24 protein-coding genes are annotated in these 26782 nt (G+C 64.8%); 14 read left to right on the forward strand and 10 right to left on the reverse strand.

Features of this window, described 5'->3' with window-relative positions; genetic code table 11:
• Positions 1-106: 106 nt before the first annotated feature.
• Complete coding sequence (locus FM101_RS03050; RefSeq protein ID WP_086995269.1) at positions 107-1273, forward strand: glycerate kinase; 1167 nt, start codon at positions 107-109, stop codon at positions 1271-1273.
• A gap of 32 nt (positions 1274-1305) precedes the next feature.
• Positions 1306-1686, forward strand: a complete 381-nt coding sequence (locus FM101_RS03055; protein WP_086995272.1) for an RNA-binding S4 domain-containing protein — start codon at positions 1306-1308, stop codon at positions 1684-1686.
• Here the strand turns inward: FM101_RS03055 and FM101_RS03060 are convergent.
• On the reverse strand, positions 1683-2192 hold the full coding sequence (locus FM101_RS03060) for a ferritin (protein ID WP_086995275.1): 510 nt from the start codon (positions 2190-2192) through the stop codon (positions 1683-1685). The two genes, FM101_RS03055 and FM101_RS03060, sit on opposite strands and share 4 nt — an antisense overlap.
• Before the next feature lie 144 nt (positions 2193-2336).
• Here FM101_RS03060 and FM101_RS03065 point away from each other — a divergent pair, with 144 nt between their 5' ends.
• Together FM101_RS03065 and FM101_RS03070 are read left to right on the forward strand one after the other, a co-directional pair.
• A complete protein-coding gene (locus FM101_RS03065; RefSeq protein WP_086995278.1) occupies positions 2337-4034 on the forward strand; it encodes an ABC-F family ATP-binding cassette domain-containing protein in 1698 nt (565 codons plus the stop codon).
• A 102-nt stretch (positions 4035-4136) separates the two neighbouring features.
• The gene (locus FM101_RS03070; RefSeq protein WP_198962457.1) at positions 4137-5504 is read left to right on the forward strand and encodes an NAD-dependent succinate-semialdehyde dehydrogenase; all 1368 of its coding nucleotides are present in this window, start codon (positions 4137-4139) and stop codon (positions 5502-5504) included.
• A 61-nt stretch (positions 5505-5565) separates the two neighbouring features.
• Here the strand turns inward: FM101_RS03070 and FM101_RS03075 are convergent, their stop codons facing one another.
• Positions 5566-5889, reverse strand: a complete 324-nt coding sequence (locus FM101_RS03075) for an acylphosphatase (RefSeq protein ID WP_086995283.1) — start codon at positions 5887-5889, stop codon at positions 5566-5568.
• The gene (locus tag FM101_RS03080; RefSeq protein WP_086995285.1) at positions 5886-7880 is read right to left on the reverse strand and encodes a prolyl oligopeptidase family serine peptidase; all 1995 of its coding nucleotides are present in this window, start codon (positions 7878-7880) and stop codon (positions 5886-5888) included. Before FM101_RS03080 ends, FM101_RS03075 begins: the two co-directional genes overlap by 4 nt.
• Before the next feature lie 60 nt (positions 7881-7940).
• Here FM101_RS03080 and FM101_RS03085 point away from each other — a divergent pair, with 60 nt between their 5' ends.
• Positions 7941-8489: a DUF1697 domain-containing protein gene (locus FM101_RS03085; RefSeq protein ID WP_086995288.1), complete on the forward strand. Its 549-nt coding sequence runs from the start codon at positions 7941-7943 to the stop codon at positions 8487-8489.
• Here the strand turns inward: FM101_RS03085 and FM101_RS03090 are convergent.
• Together FM101_RS03090 and FM101_RS03095 are read right to left on the reverse strand one after the other, a co-directional pair.
• Positions 8486-9784: a CynX/NimT family MFS transporter gene (locus tag FM101_RS03090; protein WP_241895453.1), complete on the reverse strand. Its 1299-nt coding sequence runs from the start codon at positions 9782-9784 to the stop codon at positions 8486-8488. The genes FM101_RS03085 and FM101_RS03090 overlap by 4 nt on opposite strands.
• Positions 9781-10323 (reverse strand): TetR/AcrR family transcriptional regulator, encoded by a 543-nt coding sequence (locus FM101_RS03095; protein WP_086995291.1) that lies wholly within the window; start codon positions 10321-10323, stop codon positions 9781-9783. The genes FM101_RS03090 and FM101_RS03095 overlap by 4 nt, the downstream gene beginning before the upstream one ends.
• A gap of 115 nt (positions 10324-10438) precedes the next feature.
• On the opposite strand from FM101_RS03095, the gene FM101_RS03100 reads away from it, so the two are divergent.
• The 7 genes from FM101_RS03100 (at position 10439) to FM101_RS03130 (ending at position 17098) form a co-directional block, all read left to right on the forward strand.
• Entirely contained in the window at positions 10439-12088 is a 1650-nt protein-coding gene (locus FM101_RS03100) for an MFS transporter (protein ID WP_086995294.1), read from the forward strand.
• A 193-nt stretch (positions 12089-12281) separates the two neighbouring features.
• Entirely contained in the window at positions 12282-12485 is a 204-nt protein-coding gene (locus tag FM101_RS03105; protein ID WP_086995297.1) for a cold-shock protein, read from the forward strand.
• A 148-nt stretch (positions 12486-12633) separates the two neighbouring features.
• Positions 12634-13500 (forward strand): methylenetetrahydrofolate reductase, encoded by an 867-nt coding sequence (locus FM101_RS03110; RefSeq protein WP_086995300.1) that lies wholly within the window; start codon positions 12634-12636, stop codon positions 13498-13500.
• A 51-nt stretch (positions 13501-13551) separates the two neighbouring features.
• Positions 13552-14544 carry an LLM class flavin-dependent oxidoreductase gene (locus tag FM101_RS03115; protein ID WP_086995303.1) on the forward strand — a complete coding sequence of 331 codons (993 nt, stop codon included), beginning with the start codon at positions 13552-13554 and terminating at the stop codon, positions 14542-14544.
• Positions 14545-14640: 96 nt separating this feature from the next.
• Complete coding sequence (locus tag FM101_RS03120; RefSeq protein ID WP_086995306.1) at positions 14641-14919, forward strand: hypothetical protein; 279 nt, start codon at positions 14641-14643, stop codon at positions 14917-14919.
• Positions 14920-14969: 50 nt separating this feature from the next.
• Complete coding sequence (locus FM101_RS03125) at positions 14970-15896, forward strand: LysR family transcriptional regulator (RefSeq protein ID WP_086995308.1); 927 nt, start codon at positions 14970-14972, stop codon at positions 15894-15896.
• Positions 15897-16033: 137 nt separating this feature from the next.
• Complete coding sequence (locus tag FM101_RS03130) at positions 16034-17098, forward strand: enoyl-CoA hydratase/isomerase family protein (RefSeq protein ID WP_086995311.1); 1065 nt, start codon at positions 16034-16036, stop codon at positions 17096-17098.
• Between the two features lie 12 nt (positions 17099-17110).
• Here FM101_RS03130 and FM101_RS03135 read toward each other — a convergent pair whose 3' ends face one another.
• Positions 17111-18949, reverse strand: coding sequence for an FMN-binding glutamate synthase family protein (locus FM101_RS03135; protein ID WP_241895454.1), 1839 nt, complete (start codon positions 18947-18949; stop codon positions 17111-17113).
• A 46-nt stretch (positions 18950-18995) separates the two neighbouring features.
• Here FM101_RS03135 and FM101_RS03140 point away from each other — a divergent pair, with 46 nt between their 5' ends.
• A complete protein-coding gene (locus FM101_RS03140) occupies positions 18996-19664 on the forward strand; it encodes a hypothetical protein (RefSeq protein ID WP_096224448.1) in 669 nt (222 codons plus the stop codon).
• Positions 19665-19675: 11 nt separating this feature from the next.
• Here the strand turns inward: FM101_RS03140 and FM101_RS03145 are convergent, their stop codons facing one another.
• Positions 19676-22054: an ATP-binding cassette domain-containing protein gene (locus FM101_RS03145; RefSeq protein WP_086995320.1), complete on the reverse strand. Its 2379-nt coding sequence runs from the start codon at positions 22052-22054 to the stop codon at positions 19676-19678.
• Positions 22055-22371: 317 nt separating this feature from the next.
• On the opposite strand from FM101_RS03145, the gene FM101_RS03150 reads away from it, so the two are divergent.
• Positions 22372-24018: a hypothetical protein gene (locus tag FM101_RS03150; RefSeq protein WP_086995323.1), complete on the forward strand. Its 1647-nt coding sequence runs from the start codon at positions 22372-22374 to the stop codon at positions 24016-24018.
• A gap of 103 nt (positions 24019-24121) precedes the next feature.
• Here FM101_RS03150 and FM101_RS03155 read toward each other — a convergent pair whose 3' ends face one another.
• The 3 genes from FM101_RS03155 to FM101_RS03165 form a co-directional block, all read right to left on the reverse strand.
• Positions 24122-24910: a glucosamine-6-phosphate deaminase gene (locus FM101_RS03155; RefSeq protein WP_086995326.1), complete on the reverse strand. Its 789-nt coding sequence runs from the start codon at positions 24908-24910 to the stop codon at positions 24122-24124.
• Entirely contained in the window at positions 24907-25605 is a 699-nt protein-coding gene (locus FM101_RS03160; RefSeq protein WP_086995329.1) for an N-acetylmannosamine-6-phosphate 2-epimerase, read from the reverse strand. The genes FM101_RS03155 and FM101_RS03160 overlap by 4 nt, the downstream gene beginning before the upstream one ends.
• 157 nt (positions 25606-25762) lie before the next feature.
• Positions 25763-26704 carry a dihydrodipicolinate synthase family protein gene (locus FM101_RS03165; RefSeq protein WP_086995332.1) on the reverse strand — a complete coding sequence of 314 codons (942 nt, stop codon included), beginning with the start codon at positions 26702-26704 and terminating at the stop codon, positions 25763-25765.
• Between the last annotated feature and the right edge of the window lie 78 nt (positions 26705-26782).

Raw genomic sequence — 26782 nt, forward strand, 5'->3', positions numbered from 1 at the left:
AAAACCACTCAACAGTGCATCCTGCACAGCTTCCTTCGAAGCAACCGTTCAAATAGTGGACACTTAATCCATATTCCTTCGAACCGAACTCCCCTAGAGTGGAGCCATGAGCCCCACCCCCTCTCCCGTCATCGTCGTCGCCCCCGATTCGTTCAAGGGCAGTGCTTCCGCCGCACAGGCTGCCGCGGCGCTGGCCCGCGGGGCACGCGCCGTCGCCGGCCCCGCGGCCACCATCATCGAACTGCCTATGGCCGACGGCGGGGAAGGCACCCTGGACGCACTGCTCGCCACCTGGGGCACGGAACCGTTGACCGCAGAAACCACTGATGCCCTACGCCGGCCCTGCACGGCACGGTACGGGCTCTCCGCGGACGGCAGCACGGGAATCATCGAGGCTGCCGAAGCCAACGGGTTGCCCCAGGTCGCAGATCTCGACCTACGGCCCCTGGACGCAGACACCTACGGGGTCGGTCTCATCGCTGCCCGCCTGCTCGATGCCGGGGTATCCGAGATCCTGCTGTGTATCGGCGGCTCCGCCACGACCGACGGAGGCACCGGGATGCTCACCGCCCTGGGTGCCCGGTTCCTCGATGCCCAGGGCAGCCCCGTCGGCCCCGGGGGCGGCGCGCTGTCGTCCATCGCCCGCGTGGACGTCAAGACGCTGCATCCACGGGCTGCCACCATCTCTTGGAGGATCGCTGTGGATGTCGACAACCCGCTCTGCGGTCCGCGGGGAGCCGCAGCCGTCTTCGGCCCCCAAAAGGGGGCCACCGACTCCGATGTTGCCACCCTGGATGCCGGGCTCGCCCATCTGGCGACCGTGCTCGACGCCGAAGCCGCGGCCAAACAACCAGGTTTCGGCGCCGCCGGCGGGCTGCCCCTGGCCTTGGTGTCCCTCGTCGGAGCCGAAACCGTCCCGGGGGCTGAACTGGTCTCCACCGCCGTCGGACTGCGCAACGCCCTGGCCGGTGCCGACGTGGTGCTCACCGGCGAGGGACGACTGGATACCCAGTCCCTCGGCGGCAAGGTCGTTGATGCCGTCCGCCGCACGGCCAACCCGGACACCCGGGTCGTCGTCATCGCCGGAGCAGTTCAACTCGATGCCGCCACCTGCCGGGAGGCAGGACTAACAGCGGCCTTCTCTATTGCTTCCGGGCCTGCGGCCCTCCCCGAGCTCCAAGCAGATGCCGAACGCCTGATCGAGGACACCGCGGCCCAGGCCTGTGCCGCCTTAGGCCTGGGATCCGGAACGGCACGCACCGTCGGCCCATAGATTCCCGCCATCGGCGGCTAGGCTCGAGGGTCATGAAGATTCTGGACAAAGCGGTACGCATCGACGCATGGCTCTGGGGAGTGCGCGCCTTCAAGACCCGCTCCGCGGCGACGGCGGCCTGCCGGGCCGGCCACGTCAGACTCAACGACCGCCCGGCCAAGGCCGCGGCGGTCATTGTTCCCGGGGACATGATCCGGGTCCGGGAATCCGGGTTCGAGAAGATCCTCGAGGTGCGCGCCCTCATTTCCAAGCGCGTGGGCGCACAAGCAGCGGCCAGTTGTTACACCGACCACACCCCTGCGCGCCCGAAGGCGCCATCGTTGATGGTTCCGGTCCGCGACCGCGGAACGGGGCGTCCAACGAAGAAGGATCGGCGCGAGCTCGAAAGAATGCGCCGGGAGCTGGGAGGTTAAGCCGCGTCGCCGGCGCCCGGCCGGGCCGAGAGCTCTGCGTCCAGGCGCAGCAACCCGTTGCCGTCCTTGCCGATCAGGCGGACGCGACCGATAATTTCTCCCACCGTGGCTTCTTCCTCCAGCTGCTCCTCGACGAACCAGTTCAGCAGCGGCAGCGCGTCGATGTCCCCCTCCTGCTGGGCCAGACGGTAGAGGCTGCGGATGGCTTCGGACACCTTGACCTCATGGGCCAGCGATGCTTCAAAGGCCTTCAGGACGGTATCGGTCTTCACACCCGGAGCCTTGATGTCGCCGATGGCCGGGCTCGCGTCGCGATCCGTCATATGGGCAATGAACTTCTCGGCGTGAACGACTTCCTCATGGGACTGGGCCCGGAACCAGCCGGCGATACCGGGCAGGTCGTGGACGTCCATTTCGATGGCCAGCTGGCGGTACACCATGGAAGCCTCGAGCTCGAGGGTCACTTGGTCGTTGAATGCTTTTTCGAGTGCTCCAGTAAGTTTCATATGACTTAATCTACGGTGATTCCGCAGGGCTGTCACCGGAGTCTGGCCTAACTGGCCTGAGCAGGGATCCAATAGCGAACACGGGCGTTGTCCCCCACAGGTCGGGGTTGGGAAGCCATACCTGATCGCCCCTAGACTGGCCGGATGGGTCATATTGATGTTGCCGGGATCGACTATTTTCTCTCCGATGGCACGCAGCTGCTGAACGAGGTCTCCTTCAAGGTCGGCAACGGCAGCAAGACAGCCCTGATCGGACCCAATGGTGCCGGGAAAACCACGCTGTTCAAGATCATCGCCGGTGACCTCACCGCCGACGGCGGGACCGTCGGCCTTTCGGGGTCGATGGGCATCATGCGCCAGTTCGTCGGCCAGGTCCGTGACGAGTCCACGGTGCGCGATCTCCTCGTTTCCGCAGCACCTCCCGCCCTGGCGAAGGCTGCGGCCGAGCTGGCAGCCGCCGAGGACGCCATGCTCGAGGACCACTCCGGCCCCGCGGCCGAGGAGAAGACGCAGATGCGTTACGCCCAGGCGATCGTGGACTGGGGTGACGTGGGCGGATACGACATTGAGACCGTCTGGGACGTGGTCTGCATGGAGGCCCTCGGCCTGCCCTTCGAACGCGCCGCCCACCGCCCGGCGACCACGCTCTCCGGTGGCGAGCAAAAACGGCTGGTCCTGGAGGCCCTCTTCGCCGGCAACGACGAGGTGCTGCTGCTCGACGAACCGGATAACTACCTCGACGTCCCGGGTAAGCGTTGGCTGGAAGGCAAGCTGCGCAGCTCCGACAAGGCCGTGCTGTTCATCAGTCACGACCGCGAGCTGCTGAACCAGGCCGCCGAACGCATCGTCACCCTTGAACCCGGCGTCAACGGGGCCTCCGCATGGATCCATGGCGGGTCCTTCGGCACCTACGGCGAGGCTCGTGCGGACCGCAACGCCCGGTTCGAGGAACTGCGCAAACGGTGGGACGAGGAGCACGCCAAGCTCAAGGAGCTGGTGAACATGTACAAGAACAAGGCGGCGTTCCGCTCCGATATGGCCACCCGGTACAGCGCGGCACAGACCCGGTTAGCGAAGTTCTTGGAGATCGGCCCTCCCGAGGCGCTGCCGATGGAGCAGAACGTCAAGATGCGACTCAAAGGCGGACGCACCGCCAAACGGGCAGTGGTGGCCACGAAACTGGAGCTGACCGGGTTGATGAAGCCCTTCTCCACCGAGGTCTGGTTCGGGGACCGGGTGGGCGTGCTCGGTTCCAATGGTTCGGGCAAATCGCACTTCTTGCGGCTGCTCGCCGCCGGCGGCACCGATCCCGAACGCGAGCACCTGCCCGTCTCGGATATCACCCTGACCGAGGTCCCCCATGAGGGCAAGGTCAAGCTCGGCGCCCGCATCCGGCCGGGCTACTTCGCCCAAACGCATATCCGGCCCGATCTGGGCCATCGTTCCCTGCTCGACATCCTGCACCGTGGTGACGAGCACCGTTCGGGCCTGGCTCGCGAGGCAGCCTCGGGCGCCCTGGACGGTTATGGCTTGGCCGCACAGGCAGAGCAGGCCTTCGATTCGTTGTCGGGAGGTCAGCAGGCCCGTTTTCAGATCCTGTTGCTGCAACTCTCGGGAGCGACCCTGCTCCTCCTCGACGAACCGACTGACAACCTTGACCTGCACTCCGGCGAAGCCCTGGAACGGGCGGTCAATGCTTTTGAAGGAACCGTCCTGGCGGTCACCCACGATCGCTGGTTCGCCAAGTCCTTCGACAGGTTCCTGGTCTTCGGCTCCGACGGCAGGGTCTACGAGTCGGAGGAACCCGTCTGGGATGAGGCCCGGGTCCAACGGTCCCGCTGAGCGGGAATACTCGCCCCGCCCTGAACGCTATGCCTGAAAGCTGGCCGTTAAGGAATAATGGCCACGATCTAACGTTCCCCATCGAAGGAGACCACGTTGAGCATGTACGCCGTCACCAACCCAGCCACCGGAGAAGTTGAGAAGGAATTCGAGACCTTCACCGACGCGGCCCTGCAGGAAGCCACCGCCAGCGCGCATTCAGCCTTTGGCACGTGGCGGAACACCTCGGTGGATGATCGGGCCGCCCTGCTCGGACGGGTTGCCGACCTCTACGAGGAACGCCGGGACGAACTGGCGGCGATCATCACCCGGGAGATGGGCAAGCCTGCCATGCAGGCCAAGGGCGAAATCGGCATCGTCGTCTCCATCTACCGCTACTACGCGGCCAACGGCCCCGGATTCCTCGCCGACGAGGAACTCGACGTCGTCGCCGGCGGCTCAGCCGTGGTGCGCAAGGAGGGCCTGGGCGTGTTGCTGGGAATCATGCCCTGGAACTTCCCGTACTACCAGGTGGCCCGATTCGCAGCCCCCAACCTGATGAACGGCAACACGATCCTGCTCAAGCACGCCCCGCAGTGCCCGGAATCTGCCGTGGCCATGGAACAGATCTTCCGTGATGCCGGGGCCCCTGAGGGCGCCTACGTGAATATCTTCGCCACCAATGACCAGATCGCCGAGCTCATCGCCGATCCGCGGATCCAGGGGGTATCGCTCACCGGTTCGGAGCGTGCCGGTTCCGCGGTGGCCGAAATCGCCGGCCGCAACCTGAAGAAGGTCGTCCTGGAACTGGGCGGATCCGACCCATTCATCCTGCTCGACACCGACAACCTGGATAAGACCGTCAAACGCGCGGTCAACGCCCGCATGGGTAATGGTGGCCAAGCCTGCAATGCCGCCAAACGCTTCATCGTCATGGCGGACCTCTACGACGACTTCGTCGAGAAGTTCACCGCTGCCGCCGGTGCCATCACCCCGTCGGACCCCACCGACGATCAGACGGCGGTGGGCCCCTTGTCCTCGCAGTCGGCGGCAGACAACCTGCAGAAGCAGGTCGACTCGGCCATTGCCGAGGGAGCCCAGGTGCTGGTCGGTGGTTCCAAGGTCGCCGATGATTCGGCCTTCTTCCAGCCCACCGTGCTCACCGGGGTCACCGATGACATGGAGGTCTTCCATCAGGAACTCTTCGGCCCGGTCGCGATGATCTTCAAGGTCTCCAGCGAGGAGGACGCCGTGGCCCTGGCCAACGACACCCCGTTCGGCCTCGGTTCCTCGATCTTCACCGAGGATCCCCAGCGGGCCCAGCGGGTGGCACACCAGATCGACGCCGGCATGGTCTTCATCAACGAGCCCGGCGGCACAGCAGCCGAACTGCCCTTCGGCGGGATCAAGCGCTCCGGCGTCGGCCGCGAACTCGGCAAATACGGGATGGAGGAGTTTGTGAACCGCAAGCTCATCCGCACCCGCAAGTAGCCACCGCAAAAGGCCGTTTCCACCCTTCGGGGCGGAAACGGCCTTTTGTTGTTCCTGGGGCTCAGCCGACCTCGAAGCCTCCGCGGTCTCCGCGGACCTCGATCTGACGGACGTCTAGACGTTCTACCCGCCCCGGGGTCCGGGGCGAGCGTAGCCAGTCGATGAGTGCCGCGACCGCATCCGCGGAGCCCTGCACGGTCACACAGACGCTGCCGTCGGGAAGATTCACCGCGGAGCCTTCCACACCGAGTGCTTCGGCGCGTTCCCGGGTCCGGTAACGAAATCCGACGCCCTGCACCATGCCGTGGGCCATCGCCTCCGCGGCCGTCACCGCGGCATCGGTTTGCTGGCCGCCGGTGTCGTGGGTGTGGTGTTCGGCGCTCATGCTGTCCCGGGGTCTCCCCTGGTCAATTCGATGGGCGCGACATCGGCCTCAAAACCAAAGACGCGGGCGTAGAACGCCAGCGAGAGTTCCTGGGCACGCACGATATTGGCTGCCTGCCGGAACCCGTGTTGTTCCCCAGCGAAAAGCACATAGGCATGTTCGATCCCCTTGGCAGCCAGAGCGTCGGCGAACTTCTGCGACTGATTCGGTGGCACCACCTTGTCCTCGTTGCCTTGGAGCAACAGCACCGGGCAGTCCAGCGCATCGACGTGGTTGATGGGCGCCCGTTCGGCATACAGTTCACGGGCCGCGGGCCACGGGCCCACCAAGGACTCCATGTAGTGGGCCTCGAAATCGTGGGTGTCCGCGACGAGCGCCTCCAGATCGGCCACCCCGTAGCGTGAGATTCCTGCGTTGAAGGTCTCGGTGTTGGTCAGGCAGGCCAGGGTGGTCCAGCCGCCGGCCGAACCGCCTTCGATGGCCAGTCGGTCCGGGTCGGCCAACCCGGCATCGACCAGGCCCCGCATGACCGCGACGGTGTCCTGGACATCGGCGACGCCCCATTGTCCGGCCAACCGATCCCGGTAGGCCCTGCCGAATCCGCTGGATCCCGCATAGTTGACGTCCACCACGCCCAAACCATGGCTGGTGTAGTAGGCGATCTCCAAGGACAGCCCAATCCGCGCCTGCCCGGTCGGACCGCCGTGCACCATGGCGATGAAGGGAGGTTTTTCACCGGTACGGCCCAGGTAGCCGGCGAGCGCCGGTTCGTAGACGTTTGCGTGCACCACCGTCCCGGTCTCGTCGGTGAATTCCATGGCCTTCCCGGTGGGGAGGACCCCGGGGTCCGGGAGTTCTGCCAAGGACCTGCGGATGGTCCTCATCTGGCAGGAGGACAGATCGATGACCCGGATGCCGACTCCCTCGGTGGAGTTCTGCGAGACGGTGAGGACCTGTGGGCCCGTGCCGTCGTCGTGAACTTCGATGGGCAGGGCATGGGTCAGGACGGCCTCGACGTCGTTCAGGGTCCCCGTGGCCGGGTCGAGTACACCCAGCCGCATCCCGTGGGTGCCATGGGCGGCCAGGATCTTCCCGTCCTCGAGCACCGCATACCAGGTGCTACCGACCTGCCAGAGAGGTTCGGCGAATTCTTCTTCTCGCGGGCAGAGCGCGAGGGCCTGCCCGCCGTTGATCGTCTGACGGTAGAGATTCCACCAGCCCGAGCGGTCCGAGATGAACGCCAGGGTCCCGGCGTCGAGCCATTCGGGTTGGAGCACCGATTCGTTCGCCGAGCCGGCCAGGTCGGTTACCTGGGCAACCTTCCCTGCCTCGTCGAGTTCCCCGACATGCAAAACGGTCCCGTCCCAGGGCATCTGCGGGTGTTCCCAACTGATCCAGGCGATATGCCGCGCGTCGGGGCTCAGGCGAGGAAAGGCAACAAAACGGGAGGAGGGCGTCACCCGGCGCAGCCGTGTCGCGTCCTGGGCGGCGCTGCCGTCCAAGGGGATGGCGACGATATAGCGTTCCGGGGTTGTTCCCCTGAGGTCCTCGCAGACGGCCAGAATTTCGTCGGCGCTTCGTGAGGGAACGAACTCGGCGAAACGCAGTTGCGGGTCACCCCCGGCATCGGGGCGGGGCCAGGATGCGGGGGTCAGCGCGCTGATGCCTGCACGGGAGCGCAGGTGGACCCGCTGATCGGCGAAGTTCGCGAAGACGAAGCTGCCCGTTTCGGCAGCGTCGACCAGTGGAGCCCAGGCCGCGCCCCCGTATTCGTGGACCCGGCTGCGGACGTTATAGGGAGCCGGGAGCAGCTCCACCTGAGGTTCTCCCTCGGCCATGATGGTGCTCCGTCCCCCTTCTTCGGGGAGGCCTTCAACCCACCAGACGGCGTCTGCCACGAAACGGGGAAAGCTCACCGGCCTCCGGGTGGCAACCAGTGATGCCGCGGTCAGGGGGGATGGCCAGGAGCCGAATGCTGCACGAATACTCATGACACCCGAGCCTACCGGGGGGCCTTCCGCTGTCGAACCCGGCGAGGGCAGAATAGGGCCATGACACGCTTTGCCGTCTTCCTCCGCGGCATCAATGTTGGAGGCGTCCGCATCACCATGAAGGACCTTGCCGCGACGCTGGCTGCCGCCGGCTACCGGCGGGTGGATACGGTGTTGGCCTCGGGGAACGTCCTGCTTGATGCCGACGACGACGATGCCGGCGCCCTGGCGGAGACGCTCGAGGCGGTGTTGAGCGAGCGTTTCGGCTATCCGGCGCGGGTCGTCGCCGTGACGACGGCACGGGTGGCGGCACTGGTCGGGGCCTATCCGTTCCCCCCGATCGACGACGGGGTCCCCCGGCACGACTACGTGGTCCTCGCCGCCACCGAGGAGGCCGTGGCCTCGGTCGTGGCTGCTGCCCCACGGCCCGCCGACGGGGAGAATTACGCTGCCGGGGACTCGGTGCTGTATTGGCAGGTTCCCCGCGGGGCATCGCTGAGCTCCCCGCTCGCCAAGGTCCTGGCCAGCCCGCGGCACAAGGAGCGGTTGACCACGCGGAACCTGAAAACCCTGCGCAAGGTCCTGCTGCGTTCGGCCGGCACGGACTAGACGCGTTCGGGGGTCCTGGCGGCTTCGGCGTCGTCCTCGATCTGGTGCGGCCCGTTGATCATGAAGGCACCGGTCACCATGACCACCAGGCAGACGCCCAGCATTCCGAAGGAGGCACCCCAGCCGCCGGTGGCCTCATGGACCACACCGAAAAGCAGCGGGGCGATCGCGGCACCGGCGTAACCCAGGCCCTGGCTGAATCCTGCCAGCACCCCGGACCCATAGGTGGTGCGCGAGCGCAGGTTGATCATCAGGAGTGCCATGGCGAACGTCCCCTGCCCGAGTCCGGCCGAGGTGATCCACCACCAGGTGCCCTGCGTTGGGAGGAAGAACATGCCCAGGTGCCCGGTGATCCAGAGCAAGACGAAGAATCCGACGGCGTAGATGGGTTGGCGCATCCGCGGGACCACCAGCGGCACCAACAGGCTCACCGGTAGTCCGAGCACCGCGAAGTAGGCCAGCGCGCTGCCGGCCACCGCCGGGGAGATCCCCTCACCGATGAGATAGGGCGGCAGCCAGGTGAAGTAGACGTAGGTCTGTCCGGAGTTCCCGGCCAGGAAGATGGCCAGGCCCCAGGCCACCCGGGAACGCCAGGGGTTGATCCTCCGGTCCGCTTCCACCGCGACGACGCCGGCGAGCCGGGTTTTGGTTTCGGCCGGGGTCTCTCCCGCCGCGATCCGGGCATGTTCTGCAGCCTCCGCACCCCGCCGGCGCCGGTCGGCCGCGAACTGGATGAACCAGGGCACCAGAACGACGGCGCTGGCCAGGGTCCAGAAGCCGATGGAGAACCGCCAGTTGGACACCTGCTCGAGCGGGACCGCGAACATGGGACTCATGGCGGTGCCGATGGCGATCAGGGTCACGTAGCCGGAGGTGACGGTGGAGATCCGGTCCGCGAAGTATTTCTTCACCAGCGGCGGCAGGACCACGTTGCCCATGCCGTAGCCGATCATCGTCAGCGCCGAGAGCAGCAGGAAGGAGGTCACGTCCCCCACAAAGGCCCGGCCCGCCTGCCCGACGATGGCCAGCGCCACGGAAAGCAACAGGGTGCGTTCCAGTCCCAGCACGGCAATCATCCGCGGGGTGAACAGCCCTGAGATCCCGAAGATGATCGGGGCCAGCATGGCCAAGAGCCCGGTGCTGAAGGCGGTGAAACCGAGCTCCGGACCGATCAAGTCCAACAGCGGGGGAACCGAAACGACGGCGGCCCGCACGCTCAGGGCCATCAGCATGATCCCCACCAGGGCTGCGATACGGCCCTTCCAGGGTTTGGTTTTGAAACGCAGGGCCATCATGAGCCTTTCTTGAGTCGATCGACCTGCTCGAGAAGGGCCCCGATATCCCTACCCACCAGTGAACGGGACCAGGTCCCGGGCATCGTGGAATGGTAGTAGAGCCCCTCACCGATCAACATGATGGCCTCGGCGGCGTGGGGGTCTGAGACATCTTCGCGGACCAGTCGTTCCCAATCGGCGTGGACTTGGTCCAGAGCGGTGACGGCTGGGGCGTGCGATCCCGCCGCCAGACGCACGACAGCCTGGTAGAAGGCGTCGAATTCTGTTTCCTCGACAGTGGAGGTGCGCACGTAGTATCTGGCAGCACCCTCGGGCGCGGTTGCCATGCGTTCGCTGTCCTGTTGCGCGGCGTCGAGCAGGCGCTCGATCACGGCTTCGGCCAGCGCGTCCTTCGACGGGAAGTGGTAGAGCAACCCACCCTTGGAGACTCCGGCGAGCGCGGCGGTCGCGTCCATTGTCGCCGCCCGTTCCCCGTCGCTGCGCAGCAGGTTCGCATAGGCGTCGAGGATTTTTTCTCGTGCTGCTGGTGGTCTGGACATGATCCCGACTCTAGCGTTTTTGGTCGCCTCCGACGTCATCGATGTCATATGGACTCAATACCGTCCGGACGGTACAGTTACTCGGGAGATTCCTCCCCAATCCAAGGACCTTGGCATGAGCACGTTGCAAGACCAGCACACCGGAAGGCAGCACCCCGGGCGAGCGCGCCGCTGGGCGGCTCTGGTCGTCCTGATGTTCCCTGTCCTGTTGGTCGCCGTCGACAACACCGTGCTCAGCTTCGCCGTCCCGTCCCTGTCGCGGGCCCTGGAACCGACGTCGACCCAGCTGCTCTGGATCATCGACATCTACCCCTTGGTGTTGGCGGGCCTGCTGGTCCCCATGGGGAGCCTGGGCGACCGGATCGGCCGGAGGAAGCTGTTACTGATCGGCGGGGTGGGCTTCGGCCTCGTCTCGGCCGTGGCCGCCTTCGTCCCCGACGCCACCTCGCTCATCGCCGCTCGGGCGCTCATGGCAGTCTTTGGCGCAATGCTCATGCCGGCAACCTTGTCCCTGATCCGGAACATCTTCACCGACGACTCCGAACGCCGCACCGCCATCGCCGCCTGGGCTTCTGCTTTTTCTGGGGGTGCCGCACTGGGGCCGATCCTGGGCGGTTGGCTGTTGGAACATTTCTGGTGGGGGTCGATCTTCTTGATGGCCATCCCCATGCTCCTGCCGCTGGTCGCGCTGGGTCCGTTCCTCATTCCCGAATCCCGCGACCCTCGCCCGGGGCGCATCGATCCACCCAGCATCCTGCTGGCCGTGGGGACGCTGCTGCCGATCGTGTACGGCATCAAATCGATGACGGGCGCCGGGTCTCTGGCCCTGGGGATCGGGGCGATCGCCCTGGGTCTGGCCTGTGGCACCATCTTCGTGCGCCGCCAACTGGCCAGCCGCTCACCCATGCTCGACGTCCGCCTGTTCCGCAACCCTGTCTTCTCCGCCGCTTTGGTCGTGAACCTCTTCAGTGTCTTCGCGCTGGTGGGGTTCATCTATTTTCTTTCCCAGCATTTGCAGCTCATCGCCGGCCTGTCACCGATGGAGGCTGGGGTCTTCATGGTCCCCGGACTGGTGTTAACGGTCGTTTTCGGGTTCGTCGCCGTGCCGCTGGTCAAACGGATCGGACCTGCCGGCGTGGTCATGACCGGTTTGGCCTTCAGCGCCGCGGCCTATGCATTGATCGTGGCGCTGGGAGGGTCCGGATCGTTGATCGGCCTGCTGGTGGCCTTCTGCATCCTCGGCATCGGGGTCGGCCTGGCCGAGACGATCTCCAACGACCTGGCTCTCTCGGCCGTTCCTCCGGCACGTGCGGGTTCGGCCGCGGCCATCTCGGAGACCGCCTACGAGGTCGGATCGGTGCTGGGGACCGCAGTTCTGGGGAGCATTCTCAACGCCGTCTACAGCCGGGGGGTGACCATCCCGTCCTCGCTGGATGCGGCAGCGGCCGATCGTGCCCGGCAGACCTTGGCCGGGGCCTCCGATGTCGCCGGCTCGATGCCCCCGGGTTCCGCGGCCACCGGATTGGCCGAATCCGCCGCACGGGCTTTCGACGGAGGTGTCACCATCACGGCGGCCATCGCCGTCGTCCTCATGGTCGCCGCATTATTGGTCGTCCGCTTCGCTCTGCGGGGCAGGAGCACCGGCACCGGAACGCCGGAGGCGCCCACCCCGGAAACCACCGCGGAAACCACCAAGGGGCGCTCCCCGCAGGCCCATCCCGGCCCACCTACCGATGAAATCCCAAAGAATTTGACCATCCAATAGGTTCTTGGAGCGATCTCGCGTATTGTTGATGACGTAGTCGTAGTTTTCTCGCAGTAATTTCAGTGTCAAGGCCCCGTTCGCGGGGAGTGTCTCTTTTTGACTCGCGGTAAATACTCGTAGCTGCATGTCACCGTCAAGTCCGATGGCGACAACCCCTACGTCCCCTGCGGACAGTCTCGAAAGGACACATATCATGGCAATTGGTACCGTCAAGTGGTTCAACGCTGAAAAAGGCTTCGGCTTCATCGCTCCCGACGACAACTCGGACGACGTGTTCGCACACTACTCCGCGATCCAGTCGAACGGCTTCCGCTCCCTCGAAGAGGGCCAGCGCGTTGAGTTCGAGGTGACCCAGGGCCAGAAGGGCCTGCAGGCCACGGACATCCGCACTGTCTAAGTCTTCCATTCGGCCCTAACGGGCCAATGTGAACGCCTGGAAACGGTGGTATCCCCTCGGGGATGCCACCGTTTCTTTTTGCCCTGATCGATGCTGGACGAACGCCTCGGTGATGGATAGGTTGGGCTGAGAGAGCGAAGGACCGACCATGCCATCCCCCACGGATTCGCCACACCCCTTAGGCGCAGAACTGGTGCGCGGATTCTCCTTGGAGATGACCGGCAAGGACCAACGATCCCTGGCCGAAGCTGCCGGAACCATCCCGGCGGGGACACGGGTCAACGTCACGTTCCTGGGCAATGAGGATGCCGGTCTGCGCGTGGCTGCAGCTGCAGCCGTCCGCGCTGCGGGGCACGAGCCGGTCCCCCATATTTCTGCTCGCCGACTGGCCTCCTTCGGCGAACTCGACGGATTCCTCGATCAACTGGTGACCCAGGCCCGGGTCACCGAAGTCTTTGCCGTCGGCGGGGATCCCGTGGAGCCACTCGGCCCGTTCCCCGACGCCCTGGCTCTCATCGCCTCCGGACGACTGCAAGCCCATGGCGTGACCGGCGTCGCCATCGCCGGCTACCCCGAAGGCCATCCGGAGATCGACGACGCCTCGTTATGGGCGGCACTGCAGGACAAGGCGTCAGCCGTACGTTCGGCAGGGCTTTCCGGATCCATCATCACCCAGTTCGGCTTCGATACGCGCCCGGTGCTCTCCTGGCTGGCCGAGCTACGCGGCCGGGGGATCGACCTCCCGGTCAGGATCGGCGTCCCCGGCCCGGCAGGTATCAAGCGGCTACTCAGCTACGCCCGCCGTTTCGGAATCTCCTCCTCGGCAGGCATCGCCCAACAATATGGTTTCTCACTGGCCAACCTGCTGGGAACTGCGGGCCCGGACCGGTTCGTCAACGATCTGGCGGCTGGGCTGGACCACCGGCTCCATGGTGAGGTGCGCTTGCATTTCTATACTTTCGGGGGGCTGTCCGCCACAGCCCGTTGGGCGCAGGACTTCCGGGCAGGACCCTGAGAGCGGCGACACCCGGGGAATGTTCGGGGACGCAGGTGGGTTGCCCCCTATGTGAGTATTCCCCTTTCCCTTCTTGACCTTGCTTCCGTTTCCGCAGGAAGCACCATCGCCGACACCTTCCGGGGGTCCGTCGAGCTGGCGCAAACCGCCGAAGCCGCTGGGTACACGCGCATCTGGTATGCCGAGCACCACAACATGTCCAACATCGCCTCCAGTGCCACCTCGGTCCTGATCGGGCATATCGCCCAACAGACCTCGACCATCCGGCTGGGTTCCGGCGGCGTGATGCTGCCCAACCACTCCCCACTGGTCATCGCCGAACAGTTCGGGACCCTTGAAACCCTGTTCCCCGGACGCATCGATCTCGGACTGGGCCGTGCCCCGGGGACCGATCAGGCGACGTTCCGTGCGCTGCGACGTGATCCGGCGGCAGCCGATGCCTTCCCGCACGATGTCCTCGAACTGCAGGGCTACCTCACCGGGAACTCACGGATCCCCACGGTATCCGCCATTCCGGGCGCAGGAACCAACGTGCCCCTGTACATTCTCGGGTCAAGCCTGTTTGGAGCCCAGCTGGCCGCCCAGCTCGGTCTGCCCTATTCTTTTGCCTCACATTTCGCCCCCGATGCCCTGCACGCGGCCGTCGCGGCCTACCGGGATAGCTTCCAGCCTTCCGAACAGCTCTCCGAACCGCATGTCATCGCTGGGGTGGGAATTATCGCAGCCGAAACCAACCAGCAGGCCCAGGCCCAGATGGAGCAGTCCCGGCGGGATCGGGTTGCCATGTTCCTCGGACGTGGCCGCGAGGTCCCCTTCACCGAGCCGGAGATCGACATGTTGATGGAATCCGCAGCAGGCGAGCAGATCCTCAAGATGATGGCGTACACCGCTGTCGGCACGCCAGAGGCCGTCAAGGACTACCTCGAAGGCTTCGCCCGGAGCGCCCACGCCGACGAACTCATCACCGTCCACAACGCCTCCACGGCCGCTGAGCGGCTCGCCTCCGTCCGGCTCACCGGCCAGGCCATGGGGCTGACCGACTGAGGCCCCGTTCCCATTGCCGTCCCCACGTTCTACGCTGGAGGAGTCAACCGTGCTCAAGGCATCAGGCCCGGCACGTGGACTAGGAGGGTAACGGCCATGAGCGGAACCTACGACGAGACGGTGTTCGACGAACTTCCCGATGATGATCTCGACGAGCCCGAAGACGGACGTTACGGCTCCCCCGAGGACGGCTCCTCGGATAATCCGGAGACCATGGACCGCATCGACCCACTGCGCCGTCATAGCTACCTTGTCGTGGAGGACCTCGATGACAGCGGTGAGTCCGAGGAAAACGACTCCGAGGACGAGCAGATGGCCTCGCAGTGGGAACTCGATGACGAGCAGGAAGCCGACCGGGAGGACGACGAGGACTAGCATGGCATAACATTGCTTGCTGTTCCCCTCTTCGACACTCAGGAGTGCTGTTGGTCAACCCGGTGCATCTTCGCACCCTGCTCGAAGTCATCGCGCACGGCTCGTTTGCCGCCGCTGCCGTGCCCCTCGGCTATACGGCATCGGCTGTCTCCCAACAGATGACTGCGCTGGAGCGCGATACCGGCGTCGCGCTTTTCCGGCGGTCGGCCCGGGCCATCGAACCCACCGAGGCGGCGACGACCATGGCGCGGCATGCCCGTAAGGTTCTGACCGATATTGATGCACTTCTGGCGGCGAGCACGACGGCGGCCGGGCGGCCAGGAGCGGACCCTACCGAGGAGCTCCGTCTGGGCATCTTCCCTTCGCTGGCCACCTTCGCTCTGCCCCGGCTCTTGGGATCCGCCGGATGGAACGATCTGGGCATCAACCTGCGCATCAGCGTCGGCGAGCCGCACCAGACGATCGCCAGCCTGCAAAGCGGAAACGAACTGGATCTGGCGTTGGTCTTCCAAGTCGGCCAGTCAGGGCTGGGGTGGCCCGGCACGATGGACCGGCAATGGCTCGGCGATGATGACTTCAGGGTAGTCGTGCCGGCTTCGTGGAAGATCGCCGAGGGGGCACAAATTTCGGCGGCTCAGCTGGCGAACATGCCCTGGATCATGCATCACGCCGGCACCTCGGACGCCACCGTCATCTCCCGACTCTTCGCCTCCTGCGACCTCCATCCTCGCGTGGTTGCCTACTGCGACGATTTCAACGCCTCTCTGCACTTGGCAGGTGCCGGACTCGGCGCCGCCCTGGTCCCGGCGCTGGCCATGCAACAACGGCCCCCGGGGCTCGTGGTTCTGGATGTTCCCGAGATCCGGTTGGCCCGCAGTATCTTCGCCCTTCAGCTGGGTAACTCCAGAAGCCCAAAGGTCGACGTCTTCATGGACAAATTGGCCGCCGAACTGCGGAAGATCAGCATCGTCCCGTGACATTGCCGGGGCCTTCCATCATCTGGGACCGCAGGACACAGACCGGCCAGTTGTCCCACCTTCGAGACTCCGCCCGCCATGGGCGGTAGCTTCAATGAATGGGAACAACGCAGGATGCAATCAGGGGACGGGCTTCGATGACACTGACCAACGGAACGAACGCCGCGGAGGATGAGCAGGTGTCGATCGACGTCATGGACGGTATCGGCCTGCTGACGTTGAACCGGCCCCGACAGATCAATGCCCTCACCCGGGGGATGGTGAAGACCCTGACCGACCAGCTCGAACAGTGGCGTGGGGACCCAGCGGTTGGCATCGTCGTTCTGCGAGGGGCTGGTGAGCGCGGTTTCTGTGCCGGCGGCGACATTCTGGCCTTCCACACAGCCATCACCACCGGCAAGCAGCACGAATTCCTGTCGTTCCTGGCCGAGGAGTTTCGCCTCGACGGACTCATCGCCGCCTACCCGAAACCGGTCCTCGCCTATATGGACGGGGTCTGCATGGGTGGTGGAGTCGGTCTGGCAGGTCATGCAGGGATCCGCATCGTCACTCCCCGTTCGGCCATTGCCATGCCCGAAACACGCATCGGCTACTCCCCCGATGTGGGTGGAACCCACCTGCTCGGCCTGGCTCCGGGGCGCCTCGGGGAACACCTGGCCCTGACCGCCTCGACCATGGGCGCCGGGGACGCCATCCATGCGGGATTCGCTGACTTCTGCATCTCCGAGGATTCCTTCGAGGATGTTCTGGCGGCCCTGCCCGACCTGATCGGATTGCCCGCCAACGAGGTCGCCGTGGCCCTCGAGATCCTCCACGGCACCCCGGCACCCGATGCCCGACTGGTTGCGGAAGCCGTCTGGATCGACGAAGCGTACGCCGCCGATGATGTTTCGGCCATTCTGGAACGGCTCGATGCCAGCCCGTTCCCGGGGGCTGCCACGGCCGCCACAGCAGTACGAGGCAATTCTCCGTTATCCACCCAGACGGCGCTCCGGGCGGTCAGGGCCGCCCGCGACGAGGCCCATCTGCCCTCGGCGTTGGCCCGGGAGCTCCGGGTAGCCGACTACCTGATGAAGCATCCTGACCTGCCCGAAGGAATCCGCGCCCAGATCATCGACAAGGACCGCACACCGCGGTGGTCTCCCGCCGATCCAGCGGACGTCGACCAGCAGGAGATTGCCGCTGCCATCGCCGCTGGGTGAACCTGGACCCGCCTAGCCCCCGGGTCTGGATTCAGGCCGGTTTCCCGAGGACTCGACGAGACTCGTGGTGCCGGTATCGGTGTCATCCACCGATTCCCGGTTCGTGTGTTGCTTGACCGTGGCCATGATGCCGGTTTCGTCCCACCGGCCCATGTCCGGCCGGTCGCCACCTGAGATCCTTTCCCCGCCAACGGTATGCTCACCTGCTGCTTGGCCGGCGTCCTGTTCCATCCATGGCATCGGAGCGAACTCGCCAAAGTGATCGGCGTCTGCTTCCTTCCAGTCCACCGCCCAGCCGCGCGGGGGGTCCTCGAGGAGTTCCCCCGGTCGCAGCCAGTTGAAGATGGCCGCATAGCTACTGGTCGTCAGATGGTCCACGCGCCGACGCAGCATGCGTGGATTGAGTTGCTCGGGGTTGGAGACCCCCATCGATGCCATGATCTGCCCAGCTTCGGCAACCGTCAGCTTGTGGTAGTTGTGCACCCGGTTTCCTTTGTCATCCACATCGACCGCCCGCATGAGCCGAGGATTTTGCGTGGTGACGCCGACCGGGCAGCGGTTGGTATGGCAAAGCTGTGCTTGAATGCAGCCGGTGGCCATCATCATCGAACGCGCGCTCATGGTGAAGTCTGCGCCCTGAATGAGTCGTTTGACGATATCGCTTCCCGTGGCGACTTTTCCGGCGGCGCCCAAGCGGATTCGACCTCGCAGGCCCGTTCCTACCAGGGCGTTGTGCATCAGCATCAGGCCCTCAGTCAGTGGGGTTCCCACATGATCTTCGTATTCCAGCGGTGCGGCGCCAGTGCCGCCTTCGGAACCGTCGATGATGATGTAGTCGGGGGTGACGCCAGTCTCCAACATCGCCTTGCACATGGCCAGCACATCGGTACGCGAGCCGACGCAGAATTTATACCCGATCGGCTTCCCGTCGGCGAGCTCACGCAATGTCCCCACGAATTCCATCAATTCGCGAGGGGTGTGGAACGCCGAATGCGAGGCCGGGGAGATACAATCCTCGTCCATCGGCACCCCGCGAGCCTCGGCGATCTCGGGCGTGAGCTTCTCCATCGGCAGGACGCCGCCGATGCCTGGCTTCGCACCTTGACTGAGCTTCAAGGTTATTCCCTTGACCTGTTCGGTGGCGGCCTTCGTCCGGAAGGTCTCCGGGGCAAATTTGCCCTTCTTATCGCGGCAGCCGAAGTATCCCGATCCGATTTCCCAGAAAATATCAGCACCGTGCTCGAGGTGGTACTTACTGAGCCCACCTTCCCCTGTTTCCTGGACGAAACCACCCAAGGAGGCCCCTTTGTTCATCGCCAGGACCGCGTTTTTGGACAGTGCCCCGAAACTCATCGACGAGATGTTCATCAAGGAGATCTCATAGGGTTGTCGGCAATCCGGTCCCCCGATGCGGACTCGGTGTGCCCGTTCCGGCGGTGCCACCGGCGCGCTGGAGTGCAGTAGAAATTCGTAGCCTTGGGCATTGACATCGCGTTCTGTCCCGAAGGCCTTATGGCTGTCGGCCCCCTTGGAACGGGTGTAGATCAACGAGCGGGTATCCCGGTCGAAGGGCCGCCCATCGGTGTTCCGCTCGATAAAGTACTGCTGGATCTCCGGGCGGATGGATTCGAGCAGGTAGCGCATACGTCCCAGCACCGGATAGTTGCGCAGGATGGCATGTTTGGTCTGGAACAGGTCATGCAAACCCAACCCGACGAGGAGCAACACCAGGACCCCTAAAACGACCCAACCGGTGGTCCCGAATGAGGCCGCCACGACAGCGGCCGCTGCCAGAACGACGAATAAGGTCAGAAGGAAAAAACGCACCATGGGGCCGAGCTTACTCGCCATGCCGCGAAGTCGACACAACAACGCCCGGTCAGGGACAATGATGGGCATGTTGGAGCATTTGGGACGGCCTGCCGCACGCTTGACGGGGCTGGTCGGCATCGCGGCAGTCGCCGCGCTCCTCGGGGGCTGTTCCGCGGGAAACATCATCGACCCGGATACCCCCGACGACGCCACGGCGACCGAGACACGCACAGCTGCTGGCACTGCCCCCACCTCACCCGCTGCTCCCGAGGCGAGCATCCCCGCCCACGAATCCCCGGTGCGGATCACCAGTGAACGCGGGCTGCCACTCTATGCCCCCGGGGATGAACTGACGCTGCAAGGTTCAGACGCCGAACCCCAGATCACCTTGACGGTCACGTCCCTCTCGGTTCACGAGACCTGCCCGATCGACGGCGGCAAACCCGATCATGACGCCTTCGCCGTGCTCGAGATCGACGCGTCCTTCAAAGCCTCCCACGGAGACGCAGCACAGCGCCCCTTGAGCCTCTCCCCGAATCAGTGGTCCTTCTACTCCACAGCCGATGCCCGGTTCGACGGCGACTTGGGCACCACCCCTGCCGCCTCCTGCCAAAACGCAGGCACGGCATTGCCCGTCGAACTGAAGCCAGGCGCCTCGGTCCACGGAACCCTCGTCCTGGACATCCCCGCAGCGAAAGGTTCGCTCACGCTGGCCGATGTCGACACCGATATCGCCGAGTGGCAGCTGCCCTGACGAAATATGCCTCAAGAGCCGACGTAGGCCGCCAAGTGTTCGCCGGTGATCGTTGTTTTCCCCTCCACCAGCTCGGCCGGAGTCCCTTCAAAGACCAGTGTCCCGCCGTCGTGCCCCGCTCCGGGACCGAGATCGATGATCCAGTCAGCATGGGCCATCACCGCTTGGTGGTGTTCGATGACGATCACCGTCTTGCCGGCATCGACCAGACGATCCAGAAGGCTCAGCAACTGCTCCACATCGGCTAGATGCAGTCCCGAGGTGGGCTCGTCCAGAACGTAGATCCCTCCCTCTTCTCCCATCCGGGTGGCCAGCTTCAGGCGTTGCCTTTCCCCTCCGGAGAGGGTCGTCAACGGTTGGCCCAGGGTCACATAGCCCAGCCCGACATCGCTCAGCCGTTCGAGGATCTTCACGGCGGCAGGGATCCTGGCGTCCCCGGCAGCGAAGAAGCGCAGGGCCTCATCGACCGGCATCGAGAGGACCTCGCTGATATTTCGACCTTCAAGCCGGTAGTCAAGGACCGCCGCTTGGAATCGTTTGCCCTCGCATTCCTCGCAGACGGTGGACACTGTAGCCATGACGCCCAACTCGGTGAAGATGATCCCGGCTCCGTTGCATGCCGGGCAGGCACCCTCCGAATTGGAACTGAACAGCGCGGGTTTGACCCCATTGGATTTCGCAAACGCCTTGCGGACCGGCTCCAACAACCCCGTGTAGGTGGCCGGGTTGCTCCGCCGTGAGCCCTTGATGGCCCCCTGATCGATGCTGACCACCCCTTCCCGGCCGGCGATCGAACCCTGGATGAGTGAGCTTTTCCCGGAGCCTGCCACCCCGGTGACCACGCACAGGACTCCCAACGGAATATCGACGTCAACATCGCGAAGGTTGTGATGGTCCGCCCCACGGATTTCCAGGGTTCCTGACCGCCGACGCGGCGCCTTTTTCAGGGCGGCCACATAGCCGAGGTGCCGACCGGTAGGGGTATCACTGGTGCGCAGCCCCTCCAGGTTCCCCTCGTAGCACAGCGTTCCTCCATCCGTGCCGGCCCCCGGGCCCAGATCAACCACATGATCGGCGATGGCGATCGTCTCTGGTTTATGTTCGACCACGAGAACGGTATTGCCTTTATCGCGGAGCCGCTGAAGCAATCGGTTCATCCGGGCGATGTCGTGTGGATGCAGTCCCACGGTGGGTTCATCGAAGACATAGGTCACGTCGGTCAGCGCCGAGCCCAGGTGACGGATCATCTTCGTCCGCTGGGCCTCGCCTCCCGACAGGGTTCCGGTGGGCCGCTCGAGGGAGAGGTAGCCCAGGCCGATCTCCACGAACGAGGCCAGCAGTCCGGCCAATGAATCGAGCAGCGGCGCTACGGCGGGTTCGTCCAAAGTGTGAACCCAATCGGAGAGGTCGCTGATCTGCATCGCGCAGACGTCGGCGATGCTCAGGCCGGAAATACGGGAGGAACGGGCCGCCTCACTGAGCCGGGTACCGCCGCAGTCGGGGCAAGCAGTCAGCGTGATGGCACGCTCCACGAAGGCACGGATATGCGGCTGCATGGCGTCCAGGCTTTTGGTGAGCATAGATTTGCGGATCTGTGGAATGAGGCCCAGATAGGTGAGGTTCACGCCCTCGACCTTGATTTTGGTTGCCTCCTTATGCAGGAGGTCATCGAGCTCTTGCTCACTGAAGTCCCTGATCGGTCGATCCGGGTCGAACCAGCCACATCCCCTGAAGATGCGCCCGTACCAGCCCTCCATCGAGTATCCCGGAATCTTCAGGGCACCCTGGTTGAGGGATTTTTCCTCGTCATATAACTGACTCAGATCGAAGTCCGAGACGGTGCCACTGCCCTCGCAACGTTGACACATTCCACCGGTGATGGAGAATTCGCGGCGTTCCTTGACCTTTTTGCCCCGGCGTTCCATGGTCACCGCCCCGGCACCGCTGATCGAGGCGACGTTGAAGGAGTAGGCCTGCGGGGAACCGATCTGGGGTTTCCCGAGACGGCTGAAGATGATGCGCAGCAAGGCGTTGGCGTCCGTTGCGGTGCCCACTGTCGAGCGGGGATTCGATCCCATCCGTTCCTGGTCCACGATGATCGCCGTGGTCAGGCCCTCCAAAACGTCGACGTCGGGGCGCGCCAACGTCGGCATGAAGCCCTGGACGAAGGCGCTATAGGTTTCGTTGATCATTCGCTGGGATTCGGCGGCGATGGTCCCGAAAACGAGGGAACTCTTCCCCGAACCTGATACCCCGGTGAAGACGGTGATCCGTCGTTTCGGGAGGTCGAGGCAGAGGTCCTTCAAGTTGTTTTCCCGACCACCACGGATCTTGATCAGGTCGTGCTGGTCGGCGAGGGCGTCGTGGGTGGACGCGTTGTTTCGGGACATGGTCACCAGTGTAGGCGCGACTCAGCGGCAGGAGAGGGTAGTGGTCCGGTGCACCCGAAAGCACTTTGTTACTGAAACCAAAATTTTTTCTACTCACCCCTTGAAAACCTACCGGACAGTAGGTTCAATGTAAGGCAGGTCACAACCAACGACGTTTGTCCGCTGCGGAAATCCACTGCTCGGGCCACCGCGATCGCCGGCCATCCGGTCAGGCATCACGGACCAATCAACCGGTACTGGATCCGGCGAGTACGCAGCGGCATGATGCCGAACAGTGCTGAGCCGTCCGGACCGACCCGACCTCTTCGAGGAGACGCATGCATGCACATCACGCTGCCAAGCAGCATTCGCTGATGCACACCATCATTACCGTCCTGCTGGGCCTCTTCCTGGTGGCGGTCCTGGCGTTCTATGTCATCTATTCGAGCCAGGTCGCCACCGGGGCCTCCAAGCTGGACAACGGCATGGGCCAGGCCCAGGCAGGAATCAGCGAACTGAACAACGGTGCCACACGCGCTGCCAGCGGCGCCATCAAACTCCATCAGGGCACCGGGGACCTCGACGAGGGCGCAGGAAAACTCTCGAAGGGCATCAGCACGGCCTCCAACGGCGCCGGGGACCTGGACGATGGTGCCAAGGAACTGCATTCCGGTACCGGCGAACTGTCCACCGGCGCGCAAGCAGCTGCCAAGGGGGCCACGAAGCTGGCCGATGGCGGCAAACGCCTATCCGTCGGGTCCCAGAAGGTCGCGGCCGGTGCTGGCCGGGCAGACCGCGCAGCCAAGAAGCTCGACGACGGCGCCGTGAAGCTGGTTGACGGCACCAAGAAGGCGGCCGCCGGCGCGGATCAACTCAACGCCGGGGCCGCCCAGCTCGGCGACGGGGGCCAGAAGCTCGGCGCCGGGGCACAAGAACTGCAGGCCGGCGCGCAGAAGGCTTCTGCGGGCGCCAATGAACTCTCGGCGGGGACCAAGAAACTCTCCGCGGGAACCGGCGAAGCCCTCGCCGGCAGCGCCCAATTGAAGGAAGGTACCGCCAAGGCCGCCCCCGGCGCCCACGAATTGGCCGACGGCTCGGCGGAACTGGCCGCTGGCACCCAGGAGCTCCTCGATGCCGCGAAGGGCCCCAAGGGCGTGGTTCCATTGGGCTTACTGAAGGAACAACTGACCAAGCTCAACAACGGCGCGCAGAAGATCGCCGCCGGCAATGGCGAACTCTCCGCCGGTACCGATGAGCTCAAGGACGGTACGGCCCGTCTCTACGCAGGCCTGAGCGAGATCGACAACGGTGCCAACCGTCTGAATCAGGGCGCTTCCAAGTTGGCCACGGGCAATGCGGCCCTGGCCACCGGTGCCGGTGAACTCTCCGAGGGTGCCGATAAGCTCTCTGCCGGGTCCGCACGTGTCGCCACGGGAGCCTCGGATCTTGCCGAGGGAAACCATGCGCTGTCGGCCGGCTCGGTCAAGTTGCAGAAGGGCACCAGCGAATTGGCGCGGAAAACCCCTGATCTCGTCAGCGGCGCCCAAGAGGCAGCCGAGGGCTCGGTCAAGATTCGTGATGGAGCCGGGGACCTGGCCGAAGGCAACGGCAAGCTCGCCGTCGGTGCCGGCAAACTCGATGCCGGTGCCGAACGCCTCTCCGCGGGCACCAGCCAGCTCGGAGACGGCCTGGGTAAGCTCGATACCGGTTCGAAGACCCTCGAAACCGGTGTCGGCAAGGTTGATGACGGTGCCGGCGAATTGGCCGACGGCAACACGAAGCTGTCCGATGGCACCGCAGAATTGTTCTCAGGTTCGACGGAGCTTGCTGGCGGAACCGAGGAGCTGAGAGGGTCCACCGACGCGGTGTCTGCGGACTCGATCATTACCTCACCGAGGGGCCTCTTGCTCCTGCTTCCGCTGCTGTTGTTGGCGATCCCCGCCGTTCTGCTCCTGCGGGCCCGGCAGCACCTACGCCGCCGCTAGGAGCCAGGCTGGCCACTGCTGGCCAGATGGCATAGGCCGGGCCTCGGGCATTTTTGCCCGAGGCCCGGCCTATTGCCGTGGGCACTCGCTACGTTGACGAGGGTTAGGGCTTTGCCTGTTCCCCCAAACGGGCAGCGGCTGCCCGATCCAGCACCACGGTGACGTTCGGGTGACGCTGGATCACCGACGCGGGAAACTCCTGGCCTACCGGCCCTTCCAGAGCTAATCGGACGGCTTCGGCCTTATGCTCACCATGGGCGATGAGCAGCAGTTGGCGGGCTTCGAAAATCGTCCCGATCCCCTGCGTGACACATTGTTCGGGGACTTCTTCGGGTGACGCGAAGAACCGAGCATTGTCCTGTCGGGTTCTCTCGGCCAGCGGAACCACGCGGGTTCGCGAATCGAAAGCGGATCCCGGCTCGTTGAATCCGATATGGCCATTCGAACCGATACCTAAAATTTGTACGTCGATCCCGCCGGCGGCGCGGATGGCAGCATCATAGGCTTCAGCGTCGGCCGCGTGGTCTTGCCCATGTGGTTCCGGGGTGTGGACCAAGACTGGATCAAGCCCCAAGGGGTCGGTGACCTCGGTGCGGACGACTTCGGCGTAGGACTGCGGGTGCCCGTCGGGCAGGCCGAGATACTCGTCGAGGGCGAATCCCGAGACCCGTGAGAAATCGGCATCCGAGACAGCCAATGCCGCATAAAGGGGTAAGGGTGAGGACCCTGTCGCCAAACCGATCACTGCCGCAGGATTGGCCTTGACCGTTTCCAGGATCACCTCGGCGGCAAGCCGTCCGGCTTCTGCGGGGTCTTCCCCGATGAGGATCCGTGCGTTCAAATGGTCGACGCTACTGGCCACGTTGTCTCCTGATGCTGATATACGGCTCATGATCGGGTTCCATTATGGTGCAGGGCGGCGTCAAACCATCCGGTGATGCTGCTCGGGTGGGTGATGGCCGTGCCCACAACCACGGCCACGGCACCGGCGTCGAGAGCCTCACGGGCCTGAGCCGGTGTGTGGATGCGCCCCTCGGCGACCAGTGGCCGGCCGAGGTCGGCGGCGGCAATCGCGGCCAACAGTTCCACATCGGGCCCATCGGTCTTCGGCCGCTCCCCCGTATAGCCGGCCAGGGTGGTGCCGATCAGGTCGGCGCCCGCCTCGACGGCGGCCACCGCATCATCGAATGATCCACAGTCGGCCATGACCAGGGCAGGGGTTTCGGCATGTACTCGGGCAATGGTCTGGGCCAGTGTCAGCCCGTCCGGGCGGGGACGACGCGTCCCGTCAATCGCCACGACGTGGGCCCCCGCCGAAGCGACCGCCAGCGCATGATGCGCTGTGGGGGTGATGAAGACACCTTCGTGTCCGTCCTTCCAGAGCCCGATGACCGGGACCTCGACGGCGGATCGGGTGAATTGGATATCTGCCAGCCCCTGGACGCGTACGGCTGCGGCGCCGCCGGCGACAGCGGAGGCTGCCATTTGCGCCATGGTCTGGGGGTTGCGCATCGGTTCACCAGGATAGGCTTGGGCGGAGACGATCAGGCGCCCTTGAACGGTGGAGAGGAAATCATCGGGCGACATGGTGCGCTCTTTCTGTCCGGGCGTATTTCATGAGGGACGACTGCGGGCCTGCCGGTCCCGTCAGCATTCTTCCATGCTGAAGTTGCTGACGGGAAGCCGTATGGCTGGCAGAACGGCGCCGGAACCTGCCGGTGTCCGCCGGTCCGCCGGTTTGTGTTTAGAGCAATCCGGCCTGACGCAGGATGGCGGCGATGGCCTGACTTTCGTCCTCGTTCAAGGAAGCCATGGGCACGCTCATGGTGTTGGTTTCGATGATGCCGAGCAGCACGAGAGCGGTTTTGAAGGAACCCAGACCGGAGGCGCCGCCTGAAACGCGGTTGGAGTCAGGGGTGAAAGCAATCTCGAACAGGTTCGCCAGGCGATCCTGTTCGGCGCGGACCGCCGGCCAGTCTCCGGCCGCGGCGGCATCGAACATCCGCCGGTAGCCGGCCGGATCAACGTTGCCCAGACCGGGAACGACACCGTGAGCGCCGCCGAGCAATGCCCCGTCGACCACTACTTCGTGTCCGGTAAAGACGCAGAATCCTTCGATGTGAGCGGTAGCCAGCAGCAGACGACGGCAGGCCACGTCGTCGCCCGAGGAATCCTTGACCCCGACGATGACGCCGTCCTCGGCCAGGCGGATCGCCACGTCCAGGGGCAGCTTGGCATGGGTGCGAACCGGCACGTCGTAGGCGAAGAGATCCAGCCCGGTCGCCTTCTTCACCGCACGGAAGTGTGCTTCGATCTCGGCGGCGTTGGACAAGGCATAGAACGGGGTCGTGACGACCAGTGCGTCGGCACCGAGTTCGACCATGCGTAGGCCTTCGTTGATCACCCGGTTGGTGGTCTGTTCGCTGGCACCGGCCAATAGCGGAACCCGCCCGTTATTGCGAGCGGAAATGGTGGTCATGACCAGCTCACGCTCGTCATTGGTCAGGTAGGGGACCTCCCCGGAGGAGCCCAGGACGAACAGGCCGGAGACCCCGCCGTCGATCAGGTGGTCCACGACCCGTTCGAGTGAGGCCGTGTCGATCTCACCTTCCGAGGTGCGGGGGGTGATGACCGGCGGAATGACCCCGGAGTAGGTGCGGGTGGGTGCGGTCGATGCTGCGGTCACGGAATGCGTTTCCTGTTCTGCTGGATACTATCGGGAAAATTTTCGGTGGCGGCCGAAACCGGCCGCCGGTCTGGAAGG

The sequence above is a fragment of the Arthrobacter rhombi genome, from assembly GCF_900163545.1.
Taxonomy (GTDB): domain Bacteria; phylum Actinomycetota; class Actinomycetes; order Actinomycetales; family Micrococcaceae; genus Arthrobacter_H; species Arthrobacter_H rhombi_A.

Coding starts and splice junctions, on each gene's coding strand:
- FM101_RS03105 (WP_086995297.1), top strand. CDS start 12,282: ATGGCAATTGGTACCGTCAAGTGGTTCAACGCTGAAAAAGGCTTCGGC.
- FM101_RS03130 (WP_086995311.1), top strand. CDS start 16,034: ATGACACTGACCAACGGAACGAACGCCGCGGAGGATGAGCAGGTGTCG.
- FM101_RS03155 (WP_086995326.1), bottom strand. CDS start 24,910: ATGAGCCGTATATCAGCATCAGGAGACAACGTGGCCAGTAGCGTCGAC.
- FM101_RS03090 (WP_241895453.1), bottom strand. CDS start 9,784: ATGATGGCCCTGCGTTTCAAAACCAAACCCTGGAAGGGCCGTATCGCA.
- FM101_RS03145 (WP_086995320.1), bottom strand. CDS start 22,054: ATGTCCCGAAACAACGCGTCCACCCACGACGCCCTCGCCGACCAGCAC.
- FM101_RS03055 (WP_086995272.1), top strand. CDS start 1,306: ATGAAGATTCTGGACAAAGCGGTACGCATCGACGCATGGCTCTGGGGA.
- FM101_RS03065 (WP_086995278.1), top strand. CDS start 2,337: ATGGGTCATATTGATGTTGCCGGGATCGACTATTTTCTCTCCGATGGC.
- FM101_RS03120 (WP_086995306.1), top strand. CDS start 14,641: ATGAGCGGAACCTACGACGAGACGGTGTTCGACGAACTTCCCGATGAT.
- FM101_RS03070 (WP_198962457.1), top strand. CDS start 4,137: ATGTACGCCGTCACCAACCCAGCCACCGGAGAAGTTGAGAAGGAATTC.
- FM101_RS03150 (WP_086995323.1), top strand. CDS start 22,372: ATGCATGCACATCACGCTGCCAAGCAGCATTCGCTGATGCACACCATC.
- FM101_RS03060 (WP_086995275.1), bottom strand. CDS start 2,192: ATGAAACTTACTGGAGCACTCGAAAAAGCATTCAACGACCAAGTGACC.
- FM101_RS03135 (WP_241895454.1), bottom strand. CDS start 18,949: ATGGCGAGTAAGCTCGGCCCCATGGTGCGTTTTTTCCTTCTGACCTTA.
- FM101_RS03095 (WP_086995291.1), bottom strand. CDS start 10,323: ATGTCCAGACCACCAGCAGCACGAGAAAAAATCCTCGACGCCTATGCG.
- FM101_RS03075 (WP_086995283.1), bottom strand. CDS start 5,889: ATGAGCGCCGAACACCACACCCACGACACCGGCGGCCAGCAAACCGAT.
- FM101_RS03100 (WP_086995294.1), top strand. CDS start 10,439: ATGAGCACGTTGCAAGACCAGCACACCGGAAGGCAGCACCCCGGGCGA.
- FM101_RS03140 (WP_096224448.1), top strand. CDS start 18,996: ATGTTGGAGCATTTGGGACGGCCTGCCGCACGCTTGACGGGGCTGGTC.
- FM101_RS03085 (WP_086995288.1), top strand. CDS start 7,941: ATGACACGCTTTGCCGTCTTCCTCCGCGGCATCAATGTTGGAGGCGTC.
- FM101_RS03110 (WP_086995300.1), top strand. CDS start 12,634: ATGCCATCCCCCACGGATTCGCCACACCCCTTAGGCGCAGAACTGGTG.
- FM101_RS03050 (WP_086995269.1), top strand. CDS start 107: ATGAGCCCCACCCCCTCTCCCGTCATCGTCGTCGCCCCCGATTCGTTC.
- FM101_RS03080 (WP_086995285.1), bottom strand. CDS start 7,880: ATGAGTATTCGTGCAGCATTCGGCTCCTGGCCATCCCCCCTGACCGCG.
- FM101_RS03160 (WP_086995329.1), bottom strand. CDS start 25,605: ATGTCGCCCGATGATTTCCTCTCCACCGTTCAAGGGCGCCTGATCGTC.